This window comes from Streptomyces sp. NPDC020898 (genome assembly GCF_044333925.1).
Classification (GTDB): Bacteria; Actinomycetota; Actinomycetes; order Streptomycetales; family Streptomycetaceae; genus Streptomyces.
On record NZ_JBIRRV010000001.1, the window covers coordinates 686,134 to 701,374 of the forward strand.

A 15,241-nucleotide genomic window follows, 5' to 3' on the forward strand; every position below is an offset into this window, starting at 1 on the left:
CTGTCGTTCCGTACCGTACGGGGCGACGGAGGAGGGTGATCACGTGGCGAGACTTCGCCTGGGACCGCTGCTGAGGTATGCCGACGGTTCGTCCGCGACCGTCTGGGTCGAGGCGAGCCGCCCGTGCACCGCCGAGGCGCGCTGCGCGGACGGCGCCGGCGGTGAGACCCGCACCTTCCAGGTCGCGGGCCACCACTACGCGCTGATCCCGGTGACCGGCCTCACCCCGGGCACGACGACTCCGTACGAGGTGTTCCTGGACGGCGTCCGGGTGTGGCCGCTGCCCGACTCGTCCTTCCCGCCCTCCGTCATCCGCACCGCCGCTGACGGAGGGAGCCAGGGAGAAGGAGGGGAGGGCGACGCGCTGCGGGTCGCCTTCGGCTCCTGCCGCTGGGCCGCACCGGCCGCCGACGACAAGGACCCAGTGGGCGCGGACGCCCTGGACACCCTGGCCGCACGCATGGCGGCCGATCCCACGGCCGAACGCCCGGACGTACTCCTCCTGTTGGGCGACCAGGTGTACGCGGACGAGGTGTCCGACGCCACCCGCCGCTGGCTGGCCGCCCGCCGCGACCTGTCCGAACCGCCGGGCGCCGAGGTCGCGGACTACGAGGAGTACACCCACCTCTACTACGAGTCCTGGCTCGACCCGGAAATCCGCTGGCTCCTCTCCACCGTCCCCACCTGCATGATCTTCGACGATCACGACATCATCGACGACTGGAACACCAGCGAGTCCTGGCTCGCCGACATGCGGGCCACACCCTGGTGGCGCGAACGACTGCTGAGCGGCCTGATGTCGTACTGGGTGCACCAGCACCTCGGCAACCTCACCCCCGCCGAACTCGCCGACGACCCGCTCTACGCGGCCGTGCGCGAGACCCCCGACGGTACGGACGTCCTGCGCGCCTTCGCCTCCAGGGCCGACACGGACCCCGCCTCCGTCCGCTGGAGCTACCGGCGCGACTTCGGCCGCGTACGCCTGCTGATGGTGGACACCAGGGCGGCCCGGGTCCTCGACGAGGACAACCGCGCGATGCTGGACCCGGGCGAGGCGGCCTGGCTGCGGGAACAGGCCCTGACCGCGCCCGGCTCCTACGACCACCTCCTCATCGGCACCTCGCTCCCCTGGCTGCTGCCGCACCTCGTGCACGACGCCGAGGCCTGGGACGCGGCCCTGTCCCGGGGCGAACGGGGCGCGCGCTGGGCCCGGTTCGGGGAGAAGCTGCGCCGCGGGGCCGACCTCGAACACTGGGCGGCGTTCACCACCTCGTTCACCGACCTGGCCGCGCTGATCGCGGAGGCCGGCTCGGGCGCCGGGGCCCCGGCGACGGTGCTGGTCCTGTCCGGGGACGTCCACCACGCGTACGCCGCCGAGGCCACCTGGCCCGAGGCCGACCGCCCGGACGCCCGCGTCCTCCAGCTGACCTGCTCCCCCGTCCACAACGCCATCCCCCTCCACATTAGGGTCGGCTTCCGCCTCGGCTGGAGCGCCCTGGGCCGCGCCCTGGGCCGCCGCTTCGCCCGGCACGGCCGCGTCCCGCAACCCCCGGTCAGCTGGCGCAGGACGGGCGGCCCCTGGTTCGGCAACATGCTGATGACCCTGACCCTGCACGGCCGTTCGGCCCGGCTCCGCCTGGACCGGGTCCGGGAGGAGAACGTCGGCGGCGCGCAGCTGGAGACCGTCACGGAGTCGCAACTGAGTGGGTGAGAGGGCCTCTTCCGTACTCCCGATTGCATACGGATGCCGTACGTGTCCCACGGCATGATGATGCGGACCGTCCGCTTCCGGTGGGCGGTCTGCTGCCATCGCGCCCCACACGCCCGGGAGTAACCCCCTTGTCTCCAGCGACCGTCGAGCCGTCCAGGCCAGCCTCCGGCAGTACGCCCGAGCCCCTCTCCGTGTCCGTCGCCCTGGTCGGTGCCGGGCCGCGCGGCACCAGCGTGCTGGAACGCCTCTGCGCCTCCGCGCCGGAACTCCTGTGTCCCCGGGCCCGGTTGACCGTCCACGTCGTCGACCCGGCGCCACCCGGACCCGGCCGGGTCTGGCGCACCTCACAGTCGCCCCGGCTGCTGATGAACACCGTTGCGTCGCAGGTCACCCTCTTCACCGACGCCAGCGTGGACTGCGCGGGCCCGGTCCGGCCGGGGCCCAGCCTGTACGAGTGGGCGCGCGGCGAGCACGGCGAAGAGGGCGACGAACCAGGCGAGGGGGAGGTCGAGTTGGGGCCGGACGACTACCCGACCCGCGCCCACTACGGGCGTTACCTGGAGTGGGTGTTCGCGAAGGTCGTGCGCGAGGCACCGCCCACCGTGCGCGTCGTGACGCACACGACCCGGGCGGTACGCCTCGACGACGCCCCCGACGGCAGCCAGACACTCACTCTCGGCAACGGCCGCACCCTGTCCGCCCTGTCGGCCGTCGTGCTCGCCCAGGGCCACCTCCCGCTCGTTCCGGACAGCGAACAGCAACGCCTCACCTCGTACGCCGGACAGCACGGCCTGTGCCATCTCCCGCCCGCCAACCCGGCCGACACCGACCTCTCCCCGCTGGCCCCCGGCGAACCGGTCCTGCTGCGCGGCCTCGGCCTCAACTTCTTCGACCATCTGACCCTCCTGACCACGGGCCGCGGCGGCCGTTTCGTACGCGACACCCACACCTTGAACGGCTCAGCCACTGGCGGCCTGCGTTATCTGCCCTCCGGACGCGAGCCGCGGCTCTACGCCGGTTCGCGGCGCGGCATCCCGCACCAGGCGCGCGGCGACAACGCGAAGGGCCCGTACGGCCGGCACACCCCGCTCGTCCTCACCGACGAGGTGATCGCCCGCTTCCGCAAGCGCGCCGCCTCCGGCGAAGCACCCGACTTCCGCACGGAGATATGGCCGCTGGTGGCGAAGGAGGTCGAGACGGTCCACTACGAAACCCTCCTGCGGACACGGCAGCCGGTACACCGCCGCGTCGATCTCTTCGTCGATCTCTTCCGGGACCGGTTCCTCGCCGCCCCGCACGGCAGCCCCCAAGAGGCGGCCGTGCTCGACGAGTTCGGCGTGCCGGAGGCCGGCCGCTGGTCCTGGGACCGGATGTCACGGCCGTACGCGGGACAGGTCTTCCCCGGCCCCGCCGCGTGGCGGAACTGGCTGCTCGGCCATCTCCGCGAGGACGCCGCCCAGGCCGCGCTGGGTAATGTCGAGGGACCGCTGAAGGCCGCCCAGGACGTGCTGCGCGACCTGCGCAACGAGCTGCGGCTGATCGTGGACCACGGCGGGCTGCCGGGCGGCTCCCGCCGCGACCACCTGGATCGCTGGTACACCCCGCTCAACGCCTTCCTGTCCATCGGCCCGCCCCGCCGGCGCGTCGAGGAACTGGCCGCGCTGGTGGCGGCGGGCGTGGTGGAGGTGCTCGGCCCCCGGCTGGAGGTACGGGCCGAGGACGGGGCCTGGGTGGCGCACTCCCCGGCCGTACCGGGCTCGGCCGTACGCGTGACCTCCCTCATAGAGGCGCGGCTTCCGGAGACCGACCTGCGCCGTACGGCCGATCCCCTGCTCGCCGGACTACTGCGGACGGGCCGGGCGAGGCCCCACGTGATCGACGGCTACGAGACCGGCGGAGTGGATGTGACACCGCGCCCGTATCTCCTGATGGATCGTCAAGGTCGGGCGCAGGAAAGGAGGTTCGCGTTCGGGGTGCCCACGGAGGGCGTGCACTGGGTGACCGCGGCCGGCGCCCGACCTGGCGTGGATTCGGTCACACTTTCGGACGCGGATGCGATCGCACGGGCGGCGTTGCGTATGACCCCAAGAGCGGCTCCACGTGCGACGATCGCCGATCCGGAAAGGCAACCGGAGCCCCAATCGAAGGCAAAGCAGTGGCCAAATGTTGAACTTGTAAGCATCGATTAGGCCCCCCTACGGTGGATTACCCGCTCGGTTCCGCCCCCCGGACCGATCCGTCCTCGGACCGGTCCCGACCGAAGGAGACATCCCCCACATGTCCGCTCGCCTCAACAACGCCCAGCCTTACGCCATCGGCCTGTTCCGCATCGTGGTCGGCCTGCTCTTCGCCTGCCACGGCGCCCGTTCGCTCTTCGGCGCCTTCGGCGGCGAGGAGGTCGCGGCCGGCACCTGGCCCGGCTGGTACGCCGGTGTGATCGAACTGGTCGGCGGCAGCCTGGTCCTGCTGGGCCTCGGCACCCGCGCCGCCTCGTTCATCGCCTCGGGCGCGATGGCGTACGCGTACTTCGACGTCCACCAGTCGACGGCCCTCATGCCGATCCAGAACCAGGGCGAACTGGCCGCCGCCTTCTGCTGGGCGTTCTTCCTGCTCATCTTCACCGGCTCCGGCGCCTTCGGCGTGGACCGGCTCTTCGCGAAGCGCTCGTCGTCCACGACGAAGCAGTCCCGCGACAAGACCCCGGTAGCGGCCTGACCCCAGGTCACCCAACCGCTCCACCGCTCCACCGTTCGCCGGTGCCCGTCCCCGCTTCCCCGGGACGGGCACCGGCGAACGCCAAGGTGAACACGACGTGCCGAACACATGAGCCCCCGTGAATCTCCCGTCAGACCCCCGGCGTACGCTGTATGGCTGTCACAGGCCGCCCGCCGCTCCCCCGCGAGGTAGCGGCGCGGATCGAGCCAACGGGGGAGTCACGGGGAGTCTGCGGTGTTGGAGAGTGTGGGGTCACTGACCGGGACCCCTTGGATCTACGCCCTGGTGGGCGTGTCCGTTTTGTTCGACGTCTTCCTGCCGGTACTGCCGAGCGGTGTCCTCGTCATCACAGCCGCCACGGCAGCAGCGGCCGGCTCAGGAGCGGCCACCGGACAGGTACCGCAGGAGGTCCCCGACATCCTCGCGCTCACCCTCTGCGCCGCCACGGCGTCGGTCCTCGGCGACCTGGTGGCGTACCGGCTGGCCTGGAACGGCGGCGCCCGTCTGGACCGCGCCATCGCCCGCTCCCGGCGCCTGACGAACGCGCAGGAACGTCTCGGCTCGGCCCTCGCCCAGAGCGGCGGCATCCTGGTCGTCGTCGCCCGCTTCGCCCCGGCCGGCCGCTCGATCGTCTCCCTGGGCGCCGGCGCCGCCCACCGCCGGGTCGGCGAGTTCCTCCCCTGGTCCATCGTCGCCGGCCTCGCCTGGGCCGCGTACAGCGTCGCCCTCGGCTACTTCGGCGGCCAGTGGCTGGGCGCCACCTGGCTGGCAACGGGCGTATCCCTCCTGCCCCTCTTCGGTGCAGGAGCAGCCGCCGCCTTCCTCGTCCAACGCCCCCGCCCCACAGCCGCCCACGGCTAGCCGGCGCCACGTAGAGCGGGCGCGCGGACAGACGGCGCCCTGGAGCAAGGGCGCCTGATCAACAGGCGCCGAGGAGACGCGCCACTTCAGGGGCGCGGGGCTGTGTCGTTGTGCGGCTCCGCCGCGGGGCGCGACAAGCCACAACGATCCCGCACCCGCCACGAAGCAGAACCCCCCAAGCTCCTAGGCACCCCACCCAACCTCCCCTCACATCCCCACCCACTCGACAATTCCCGCCCGAAATCCCCCCGTTGGAAAAACCCCTTCTGCCACAACCGTTGACTTCAACCTCCCCCGGCTCTAATTTCAGCCCGCCCCCTCGTTCGATTTGCCGATCAGGGTTCGAAATACCGACCACCCCTCCGGGAGTCGCACCGCCGCGCCCCCGGAAAGGAGCCGCATGTACCCCCCGCCGCGCTCATCCACCCCCCGCCTGGCCGGCCTCCTCAGACGCGCCGCCGTCCGCACCCTCGCCCTCGCCACCGCAGTAGCGGCCACCCTCGTCTTCGTACCGCAGCAGGACTCCGCGCCCTCCGCGATCTCTGCGCCCGGGACGACCATCGCGACCACCCCCGTCGCCGCCTCCTCGCGCCAGATACCGGTCCCCACCGCCCCCATGGGCTGGGCCTCCTGGAACAGCTTCGCGGCGGTGGTCGACTACAACGTGATCAAGGGCCAGGTGGACGCGTTCGTCGCGGCAGGGCTGCCCGAGGCCGGCTACGAGTACATCAACATCGACGAGGGCTGGTGGCAGGGCACCCGGGACAGTGCCGGCAACATCACCATCGACGAGGCCGAGTGGCCCGGCGGCATGAGTGCCATCGCCGACTACATCCACAGCAAGGGTCTCAAGGCCGGCATCTACACCGACGCGGGCAAGGACGGCTGCGGCTACTACTTCCCGACGGGCCGCCCCGCCGCCCCGGGCAGCGGCAGCGAGGGCCACTACGAGCAGGACATGCTCCAGTTCTCCAAGTGGGGCTTCGACTTCGTCAAGGTCGACTGGTGCGGCGGTGACGTCGAGGGCCTCGACGCGGCCACCACGTACAAGTCGATCAGCGACGCGGTGGCCAAGGCGACCGCCACCACCGGGCGACCGCTCACCCTGTCCCTCTGCAACTGGGGCTACCAGAACACCTGGAACTGGGCCCCGGGCCTCGCCCCGATGTTCCGGACCAGCACCGACATCATCTTCTGGGGCAACAACCCCTCGATGTCGAACATGCTGTCCAACTACGACCAGGGCCTGCACCCCACCGCCCAGCACACCGGCTACTACAACGACCCGGACATGCTGATGGTCGGCATGAACGGCTTCACCGCCGCCCAGAACCGCACCCACATGGCCTTGTGGGCCATCTCCGGCGCCCCGCTGCTGGCCGGCAACAACCTGTCGACGATGACCGCCGAGTCCGCCGCGATCCTCAAGAACCCCGAGGTCATCGCCGTCGACCAGGACCCGCGCGGCCTCCAGGGCGTCAAGGTCGCCGAGGACACCTCGGGCGCGCAGGTGTACGGGAAGGTGCTGTCCGGCACCGGCAAGCGTGCCGCCGTGCTCCTCAACCGCACCTCCTCCGCCCAGAACATCACCGTCCGCTGGGCCGACCTCGGCCTGACGAACGCGTCCGCGACCGTCCGTGACCTGTGGAGCCGTACGAACATCGGCTCGTACGCCACCGGCTACACCACCAGCGTCCCGGCCGGCGGCTCGGTCATGCTCACGATCACCGGCGGCACGGAGGCGGCGAGCAGCGCGTACGAGCCCGACTCGTCCGCCCGCTACACCGCCGTGAACGCGGCGAGCACCGGTCTCGCGGTCGCCGACTTCACGTACACGAACAACACGAGCAACGCCGTCAAGGCGACCCTCCAGGTCAACGGCCAGGGCTCGACCACGGTCTCGTTCCCGCCGACCGGCGCGACCCCGGGCACGATCTCCGTCCAGGTCGCCCTCTCCAAGGGCGCCGCCAACACCCTCGCCGTCACGAACGGCCCGGCCCTGGGCACGCTGACCGTCCAGCCGGTACCCGGCACGAACGGCAACCTGGTCGTCGGTACGCAGTCCGGGCGCTGCCTGGACATCTTCAACAACACGATCACCAACGGCACCCAGGCCGAGCTGTGGGACTGCAACGGCGGCCAGAACCAGGCCTGGACGTACACCTCCCGCAAGGAGCTCGTGGTGTACGGCAACAAGTGCCTGGACGCCTGGGACAACGGCACGGCCAACGGCACCAAGGTCGTCATCTGGGACTGCCACGGCGGCAACAACCAGAAGTGGAACCTCAACAGCGACGGCACGTTCACCAACGTCAACGCGGGCCTCTGCCTGGACGCGTACGGCGCGGGCACGGCCAACCGCACGCCGATGGTCCTGTGGGCCTGCGGCACCGGCGACAACCAGAAGTGGACCCGGAGCTGAGCTCGCTCACACCCCCGGCAGCCCGTCGCGCGTCCTAGGACGCGTGGCGGGCTGCCGTCGTACCACCCCCGCCCCGTACCTCGATGCCGGCGAGCAGTTCGGCTGTGGCCGCCGCGATGACGTCGACGGCGTGTTCGAAGACCTCGCGGTTGTGGGCGGCCGGCGCCCGGAAGCCGGAGATTTTACGGACGTACTGAAGGGCGGCGGCCCGGATCTCCTCCTCGGTGGCCTCTTCGGGTTGTACGGGCGGACGAAGGGTCTTGATACTGCGGCACATGCCTCCAGTCTCGCGCGTACGCATCCCCTACGGGGAGCAGCGCGGAAACAGGGCCGGACATCCGACGGGGGGGGGCCGCCGACCAGCCGACCACTCGTGTCGCGCGGCGCGGCGACCGGGGCCAGGCTGGAGGTGAGACGAGTTTCCAGGGAGTAGCGGGAGTAGCCATGGCGACGACACGGAACGACGCTCCTGTCGAGATCGAGGGCGACGGTGTGGAGCTGCGCATGCAGGAGGTCGGGGGCGACATGACCGTCGCGTTCGTGACGTTCCCCAAGGGCACGGACATGGCGCCGGCACTCAAGGGCATGCCCGACGATCTGTGCCAATGCCCCCACTGGGGATACCTGTTCAGCGGGCGGTTGAAGATGCGGACGCAGCAGGGTGACGAGATCTACGAGGCGGGGCAGGCGTTCTACTGGGCACCCGGCCACGCTCCGGAGGCACTTGAGGACTGCGAGTACATCGACTTCTCGCCGACGAAGGAGTTCAACGAGGTCATCGGGCACGTCAAGTCGCAACTGGGATGACCGACGGCCGACGAGCCGACGGGGTCCGCCTCGGCATCAATCGCCTTTCCTGACCGACCGCCGAAGGCTAATGTTCGGGTTCGGTTCGGCGAATGACCCCTGAGGAGCGAGGACATGCCCGGTCGTCCGAGCGCGCGTTGACGTCGTAGGCCGTGATCGGCCCGTCATCGCGTGCTGCCCTTGATGTTGCGGCACAGCGAGCCTTCTCCTGCCTGAGTCATCCGTGCGCCTCTGGTGCGCGCCGGGTGGCGGGCCTCGTTGTCGGCAATCCGAGGGACCCACGTGCCGTCTGCCTCCTCCCCCTCCTCCCCCTCCCCCTCCTCCCCCTCCCCCTCCTCCCCCTCAAGTCTGTGGCGGGATCGCGACTTCCGTAGCCTCTGGGTGGGCCAGTCGGCCTCCCAACTCGGCGAACACACAGGCCTGTTGGTGTTGCCGCTCTTCGCCGTTCTGACACTCGACGCCGGTGCCGGCGAGTTGGGCCTCCTGCGCGCGGTGGGGCAGGCGCCGATCCTGTTGCTCTCGCTCTTCGTCGGCGCGTGGGTGGACAGATGGCGGACCCGCACGGTGATGGTGCTGACGGACCTCGGCCGGACCCTGACACTGGGCGCCGCCGCCGTGGCCGGCCTTCTCGGCCTGCTCGGTCTGCCCGCGCTGTTCGTGGTCGTCCTCGCCGTAGGGATCCTTTCCGTGTTCTTCGACGTGGCGTACCAGGCGTCTCTCGTACGGCTGGTGGAACGCGACCAGTTGGTGCGGGGCAACAGCGCGCTCGAGGGCAGCCGGTCCGCGGCGCAGATCGGCGGCCCCGCCCTCGGCGGCACGTTGGTGTCCCTGCTGTCGGCGCCGATCGCCGCCGCCTCCAGCGCACTGTTCTTCGCGCTGTCGTTCCTGTCGATCCGGCGGATCAGGCGCCACGAACCGATCCCGGAGCCCTCGGAACATCCCCCTCGTCTGTGGCGGCGGATCCATAAGGGTCTCCGATTTGTCGCCGGCGACTCCTCGCTGCGGGCCGTGTGCCTCGCCTCGGCCGCCTTCCAGCTCTCCTTCGCGGCCATGATGACCGTCTATCTGCTCTTCCTGCCACGGGAACTGCACCTGTCGGGCGCCGCCGTCGGGCTGTCGCTCGCGGCGACGGGCCCGGGCGCGCTCCTGGGCTCGGTGCTGGCCGCCCGGCTGCCCGGCCGGTTCGGTCATGGTCCGGTGCTCGTCTTCGCGGCGGTACTCGGCGACGGCGCGTTCCTGTGTGTGCCCGCGCTGCACGGCTCCTCGGCGATGACGATGGCCGCGCTCCTCGCGGTCGGCTTCGTGTTCGGCGTCGGCGGCCAGTTGGTGAACGTCACGGTCATGACCGTCCGGCAGGCGGTCACTCCGGCCGGGATGCAGGGCCGTGCGGCCGCCACGATCACGTTCGTCGGCATGGGGCTGACCCCGATCGGCTCCCTGCTGGGCGGTTTCCTCGCGGAGGAGTGGGGCTTGCGCACCAGCCTCCTGGTGACGGCCGCGGGCATGCTGCTGTCCCCGGTGCTGATGGCCCTGTCCCCACTCGCCCGCCTGGGACGGGCGCTTCCGGCCCTCACAGAGCCCTCCGCCGACGCCCAGACCCACTGACTCACTGACTCGCAAACCAAAATCGAACAGGCGTACTATTGCCCGCGTGGCGACGACCTATGACTTCCCGAGTGACCTCCTGGCCGGTCAGGAGGAGCTGCATCAGGTCCGGGCCGAGCTGTCGGCCCTGCTGAAGCGGCTCCCCTGGTCGGTCGAGCCGCTGGACGGTTTCAGTGACACCGGAGGCTGGCGCAAGGTGGAGCGCCCCGCCTCGCCTGGCTGGACGGCCGACGAACAGGCCGAGGTGGAGAAGCTGCGGCGACGGGAGCACGAGCTCGCGGTGTTCGTGAGCTGCCACCGCTTCTGGGCCGAGGTCACAGGACCGGACCGGATGGACGCACGGACGCGGCTCAAGCACGCGCACGAAGGCGAAGCCGACAACACGGGCGCCGGGGAGGCCTGAACCCGACGTCCGGCCCTCAGGTTGAAGACCAAGCTCAGGACGTGGTGCGGAACCCTTCCCGCACCCGGTCGAAGACCGGACGGTACGTGTCCCACTGCTCGTTCGGCGCCGAGACATAGATGTCGTACTCCCGGCCGCCCTCCTGCCCGAAACCGAGGTTGATGGCGTGGAAGACCCGCACCCGCCCCTTGAAGGTGAACTCCCAGATGGCGGCCTTCTGGCCCCGGTACGTCGTCCGCTGCATATAGAGCTTGCGGTACTTGCCCCCGGGGTAGTTGAGCTTCGTGTTCGCCTCGATGTCCTTGAAGTGCGCCAAGGGGTCTCCCGCGGGGTCCACGATGCCGAGGGTGAGGCCGGCCAGGCCGGTCTCGTCGACGTAGACGGCAGCGCCGGACGTCCGCTTGTCCAGCTTCCAGCCGTCCGGCACCGGAAAGGCGACACCGAGCGCCTTCTCCGTGACCAGGTGGTAGCCGTCGGGAACGGGCGAGGGCGCGTAGGTCGGCGTGGGACTCGTTGCCGTCCCCGTGCTCTTCGTGGCGTCGTCGCCGGACGCGTTCACGTAGTACAGGCCGCCCGCCGTCGCCCCGGCCACGAGGACCACCGCGACCGCGCTCCAGACGACGGTACGGCCGGTACGGCGCCCACGCCCGCCCCGGGGCTGTACGGGGGCCGCACGCTCGGTGCCGGTCCTCCTCCGGGTGCCGCCGGTGGCGTCCGCCGCGGGCGCCGGTACCGACACCGGCAGGGAGTGCGTCCACGCACGCGGTTCCGTGTCCGCGGTGACCGCCCGCAGCGCCAGTTCCGTCGCCTCCGCCGAGGGCCGCTCGTCCGGGTCCTTGGCCAGCAGCGCGGTGATCAGCGGCTCCAGCGGCCCCGCCTGCTGCATCGGCTCCGGGGCGGCGGTGACGATGGAGTACGCCGTCTCGACCGGCGTGAGCCTGCGGAACGGCGGCCGTCCCTCCACCGCCTGGTAGAGGGTCGCGCCGAGCGCCCACAGGTCGGAGGCGGGGCCCGGCTTGTCGCCCTGGATGCGCTCCGGTGCCATGTAGTCGATGGAGCCGACGACCTCGCCGGTCCGGGTGAGCGTGCTGGTGCCGGTCGCCGTGGCGATGCCGAAGTCGGTGAGGACGACCCGGCCGCCCTCGGTGAGCAGGACGTTGCCCGGCTTGACATCACGGTGCAGCACGCCGGCCTCGTGGGCGGCTCCCAGCGCCGCGACCATGCCCCGGCCGACCCGGGCCGCCTCCTCGGGCGAAACGGTTCCGCCGCTCTTGAGGAGGGCGCTCAGCGTGGTGGAGGGCACGTACTCCATGACGATGCACGGCAGCCCGTCGTCCTCGACGACGTCATGGACGACGACCACGTTCGGGTGCGCGATCCGGGCGGCGCTCTGCGCCTCGCGGCGGGTGCGTTCGTACATCAGGGCCAGTTCGTCGTCGGCGTACCGAGAGTCCTCGTGCAGTCGCTTGAGGGCGACCCGGCGGTTGAGCATCTGGTCGGCGGCCAGCCAGACCGTGCCCATGCCGCCGCGGCCGATCTGTTCGGTCAGCCGGTACCGCCCGGCGATGAGCCGTCCCTCGTCCGACACGTCCGACACGGCAAACCTCTCTGATCCCACCGTCACTGCCGCTCACGATAACCGGCGCGAATCCGGGGCCGATCCGGAGGTCGCTTTTGCCGCACATCTGCGCACACCACCACACGAAATGGCCCCCCGGCGGTTTCGCCGGGGGGCCACTTACCTGATCCTGCTACGTCGATCCTGGTGGGCGCGGACGGTTTCGAACCGCCGACATCCGCCTTGTAAGGGCGGCGCTCTACCACTGAGCTACGCGCCCAGGACGAGTCGTCAGCCTACATTGCCCGAGGCCCTGTCCCGCAAACCCGTACCCGCCCCGGAGATCGCCGGGCCGGGATGCGGGGGTTTCCCCCACCCCGGATCCGGGAGCGTCCCGGATGCCCCGGCGGGCGCCGGCTCCGTACGGTCGAAGAGTCTCGCCGGACCGGCTCCACCGATCACCGATCACCGGTCCCGCGTTCGTCTCTGGGGGATGAGAACCATGGCCCGATCAGCACTTCCGCGTATCCGCACCCGTGCGATCGCCGTCACCGGCGCCATGGTCGCGCTCGTCGTCACCGCCTCGGCCTGTGGCGCCTCCGCCGGGGACGACAAGGATCCGGAGCACCGCTCCTTCGCCCTCCAGGGGCGCACCCTCACCGTCGACTCGGACGACTCTGCGCTCGACATCGTCGCCGCGGACTCGCACCAGGCGGGCCGGATCGAGGTCACCCGCTGGTTCCAGGGCTCGGTCGCCGTCGGCGACGATCCCAAGGTGACCTGGTCCATGAAGGACGACCGGCTCAAGCTGCGGATGACGTGCTCCGGCGTGGTCGCCGACTGCTCCGCCAAGCACCGGATCGAGGTGCCCCGCGGTGTCTCCGTGGTCGTACGGGACGGGGACGGAAGGGTCACCGCGCGCGGCTTCGAGGAGGCCCTCGACATCCGTACGACGGACGGCTCCGTCACCGTCAAGGACTCCACCGGCCCGCTGAAACTGCGCACCGACGACGGTTCGATCCGCGCCCTCGGTGTGGAGTCCCGCCAGGTGCGGGCCCGCTCCAAGGACGGCTCGGTGCGGCTCGAACTCGCCTCCGTGCCCGACCTGGTGGAGTCCCGCGCCGACGACGGTTCCATCACGATCGCGCTGCCCCACGAGTCGTACCGCGTGACGGCGACCGCCGACGACGGCTCCGTGAAGGTGTCCGTACCGCGCGACGAGAGCAGCTCGCACGTGGTGTCCGCGAAGACGAAGGACGGGAGCATACGGGTGCGGGCCGCCGCCGAGTGAGCCCCGCGGCGGGCCCGGTGCGCACCTGGTACGCGCGGTCTGTGGCTGGTTTCGCGGCTTGGTACGCGCAGCGCGAACCGACCGGGTCGTGTGTTCGTCCTCTTCCGGTGGGAGAATGAACCGGGCAGGGCGAATCACAGCACGGGAGAGGGATGTGACGGCGACCAATTCTGAGCCGTACACGCCGATTGCGCCGCGCGCGCACCAGCCACCTCACCGCCCGCCCCGAGCCCGTTCCACCGGCCTGCGCGCCGCTGCCCGGGACGCCCTGACGCTCGTACTGCTCCCGTTGCCGCTGCTGCTCGCCCTGCCCGCGTCCTTCGCCGGTGGCGGTACGCGGCGGTGGTTCGGCGGGCGGGCCGAGAGCCAGCGCGCCGAGGCGCAGGCCGCGAAGGACGCCGCTGCCGCTGCCTTCTACGAACTCGACACCGCCCAGCGGGATCTGCGGATCTCGATAGAGACCATCAAGGCCGTCGACGACACCCCCGCCGCCCGGCGCGCGGTCGCCGACTTCGAGGGGCTCGGACACCGGATCGACGAGGCCAGCGGCCAGTACATCAGCGCTGTCGATGTCCACGACCTCGACCGGGACGACCTGGAGGCCTCGGCCGCCGCCCACGCCCGTTCCGAGCTCACAAAGGCGAAGGAGGAGCTGGGCCGGGTCAAGCAGGACCTGGACCGCTTCGCGGCCGGGCTCGGTCCGCTGCTCGGCAAGGCCGAGACGCAGCTGGCCCGGCTCGCGCCCTCCGTGGAGCGCGCCCGCCAGGCCCTGCTCGCCGCCTCGAACGCCCTGGACGCGGCACGGGGATCGGGGCTGAAGGCCGACGACCTCGCGGCCCGGCTCGCCGCCCTCGGGCCCGAGCTGACCCGGCTCAACCAGGGCGCCGGGGCGCACGGCGTACCGGAGACGCTGGAGCGGGCCGACCGGGTCTCGCGCGAGGCGGAGGCGGTGCGCGCGGAGGCGGAGCGGCTGCCTGAACGGGCCGCCGAGACCGACCACCGGCTGGTCTCGCTGCGTACCCGCGCCGAGGCGCTGACCACCCGGTCCGGGCAGGTGCAGCCGGTACTGAGCGAGCTGCGCCGGCGGTTCTCGGCGGCGTGCTGGCAGGACCTCCAGGGGGTGCCGGAGCAGGCCACGGAACACGTACGGCAGGCCGAGGCGAAGCTCAGGGAGGCGCAGACCGCGCGGGACGCCCAGCGCTGGCCGGACGCGACCGCGCTGCTGTCGACGGCCCGGGCGCTGCTGAACACCACCGACGAGGCGGTGTCGGCGGCCGGCGACCGGCTGCGCCGGCTGAACGCCGTACAGAAGGACCCGCAGGCCGAGATCGACCGTACGCGCTTCGCGATCCGGGACGCCCAGCGGCTTGCCATGGCCGGCCGCAACACCCCTGACCCCCGGCACGCCCGTCCGCTGGACGAGTCGGTGGCCCGGCTGGACCGCGCGATCGCCACGCTGGAGGGCCGCCACCCCGACTACTGGCATTTCCTGACGGAGACGGAGGCCGTGCGGCACGCGGTGGCCGACGTGGTGAGCCGTATCCGCGAGGACCGCGGGACGACCGCCCACTGAACGGCAACAGGGGACTAACCTGTCCGCATGCCTCGCTATGAGTACCGCTGCCGGACCTGCGGCGACACCTTCGAACTCAGCCGCCCGATGGCCGAGTCGGCCGCCCCCGCGGACTGCCCCGCCGGTCATGACGACACCGTGAAGCTCCTGTCGACGGTCGCCGTCGGCGGCTCGGCCTCCGCACCGGCGCCGGCCCCCCGAGGAGGCGGTGGCGGTGGCGGCGGTTGCTGCGGCGGGGGCTGCTGCGGCTGAGGGCCGCTCACCGGGGTTCAGGGTCTCTTCAGGTTCGGTTTCC

The 15,241-nt window shown here is 71.4% G+C and carries 13 protein-coding genes and 1 tRNA gene; 11 read left to right on the forward strand and 3 right to left on the reverse strand.

The annotated features are described in order from the left end of the window. The first annotated feature begins 43 nt into the window (after positions 1-43). The 5 genes from ACH4TV_RS03040 to ACH4TV_RS03060 all read left to right on the forward strand — a co-directional run bounded on the left by ACH4TV_RS03040 (position 44) and on the right by ACH4TV_RS03060 (position 7,709). On the forward strand, positions 44-1,711 hold the full coding sequence (locus ACH4TV_RS03040) for an alkaline phosphatase D family protein (RefSeq protein ID WP_398393614.1): 1,668 nt from the start codon (positions 44-46) through the stop codon (positions 1,709-1,711). Between the two features lie 191 nt (positions 1,712-1,902). Beyond that, positions 1,903-3,900, forward strand: coding sequence for an FAD/NAD(P)-binding protein (locus ACH4TV_RS03045; RefSeq protein WP_398395323.1), 1,998 nt, complete (start codon positions 1,903-1,905; stop codon positions 3,898-3,900). A gap of 88 nt (positions 3,901-3,988) precedes the next feature. Next, positions 3,989-4,426 carry a DoxX family protein gene (locus ACH4TV_RS03050; RefSeq protein ID WP_398393616.1) on the forward strand — a complete coding sequence of 146 codons (438 nt, stop codon included), beginning with the start codon at positions 3,989-3,991 and terminating at the stop codon, positions 4,424-4,426. 234 nt (positions 4,427-4,660) lie between these two features. Next, positions 4,661-5,287, forward strand: coding sequence for a DedA family protein (locus ACH4TV_RS03055; RefSeq protein WP_398393618.1), 627 nt, complete (start codon positions 4,661-4,663; stop codon positions 5,285-5,287). Positions 5,288-5,687: 400 nt separating this feature from the next. After that, a complete protein-coding gene (locus ACH4TV_RS03060; protein ID WP_398393620.1) occupies positions 5,688-7,709 on the forward strand; it encodes a ricin-type beta-trefoil lectin domain protein in 2,022 nt (673 codons plus the stop codon). 34 nt (positions 7,710-7,743) lie between these two features. Here ACH4TV_RS03060 and ACH4TV_RS03065 read toward each other — a convergent pair whose 3' ends face one another. Beyond that, positions 7,744-7,986 carry a DUF2277 domain-containing protein gene (locus tag ACH4TV_RS03065; protein ID WP_398393622.1) on the reverse strand — a complete coding sequence of 81 codons (243 nt, stop codon included), beginning with the start codon at positions 7,984-7,986 and terminating at the stop codon, positions 7,744-7,746. Positions 7,987-8,153: 167 nt separating this feature from the next. On the opposite strand from ACH4TV_RS03065, the gene ACH4TV_RS03070 reads away from it, so the two are divergent. From ACH4TV_RS03070 to ACH4TV_RS03080, 3 genes are all read left to right on the forward strand, one after another. Continuing rightward, a complete protein-coding gene (locus ACH4TV_RS03070; RefSeq protein WP_398393624.1) occupies positions 8,154-8,516 on the forward strand; it encodes a hypothetical protein in 363 nt (120 codons plus the stop codon). Between the two features lie 282 nt (positions 8,517-8,798). Further along, positions 8,799-10,121, forward strand: a complete 1,323-nt coding sequence (locus ACH4TV_RS03075) for an MFS transporter (RefSeq protein ID WP_398393626.1) — start codon at positions 8,799-8,801, stop codon at positions 10,119-10,121. Between the two features lie 46 nt (positions 10,122-10,167). Next, positions 10,168-10,524, forward strand: a complete 357-nt coding sequence (locus tag ACH4TV_RS03080) for a hypothetical protein (RefSeq protein ID WP_398393628.1) — start codon at positions 10,168-10,170, stop codon at positions 10,522-10,524. Between the two features lie 34 nt (positions 10,525-10,558). Here the strand turns inward: ACH4TV_RS03080 and ACH4TV_RS03085 are convergent, their stop codons facing one another. Continuing rightward, on the reverse strand, positions 10,559-12,112 hold the full coding sequence (locus ACH4TV_RS03085) for a protein kinase (RefSeq protein WP_398395325.1): 1,554 nt from the start codon (positions 12,110-12,112) through the stop codon (positions 10,559-10,561). A 175-nt stretch (positions 12,113-12,287) separates the two neighbouring features. Continuing rightward, a tRNA-Val gene (locus tag ACH4TV_RS03090) sits at positions 12,288-12,362 on the reverse strand. Between the two features lie 222 nt (positions 12,363-12,584). Between ACH4TV_RS03090 and ACH4TV_RS03095 the strand changes: the two genes are divergently transcribed. From ACH4TV_RS03095 to ACH4TV_RS03105, 3 genes are all read left to right on the forward strand, one after another. Further along, positions 12,585-13,373, forward strand: coding sequence for a DUF4097 family beta strand repeat-containing protein (locus ACH4TV_RS03095; RefSeq protein ID WP_398393630.1), 789 nt, complete (start codon positions 12,585-12,587; stop codon positions 13,371-13,373). A 154-nt stretch (positions 13,374-13,527) separates the two neighbouring features. Continuing rightward, a complete protein-coding gene (locus ACH4TV_RS03100; protein ID WP_398393632.1) occupies positions 13,528-14,946 on the forward strand; it encodes a hypothetical protein in 1,419 nt (472 codons plus the stop codon). Positions 14,947-14,973: 27 nt separating this feature from the next. Next, complete coding sequence (locus ACH4TV_RS03105; RefSeq protein WP_398393634.1) at positions 14,974-15,198, forward strand: zinc ribbon domain-containing protein; 225 nt, start codon at positions 14,974-14,976, stop codon at positions 15,196-15,198. Positions 15,199-15,241 lie beyond the last annotated feature (43 nt).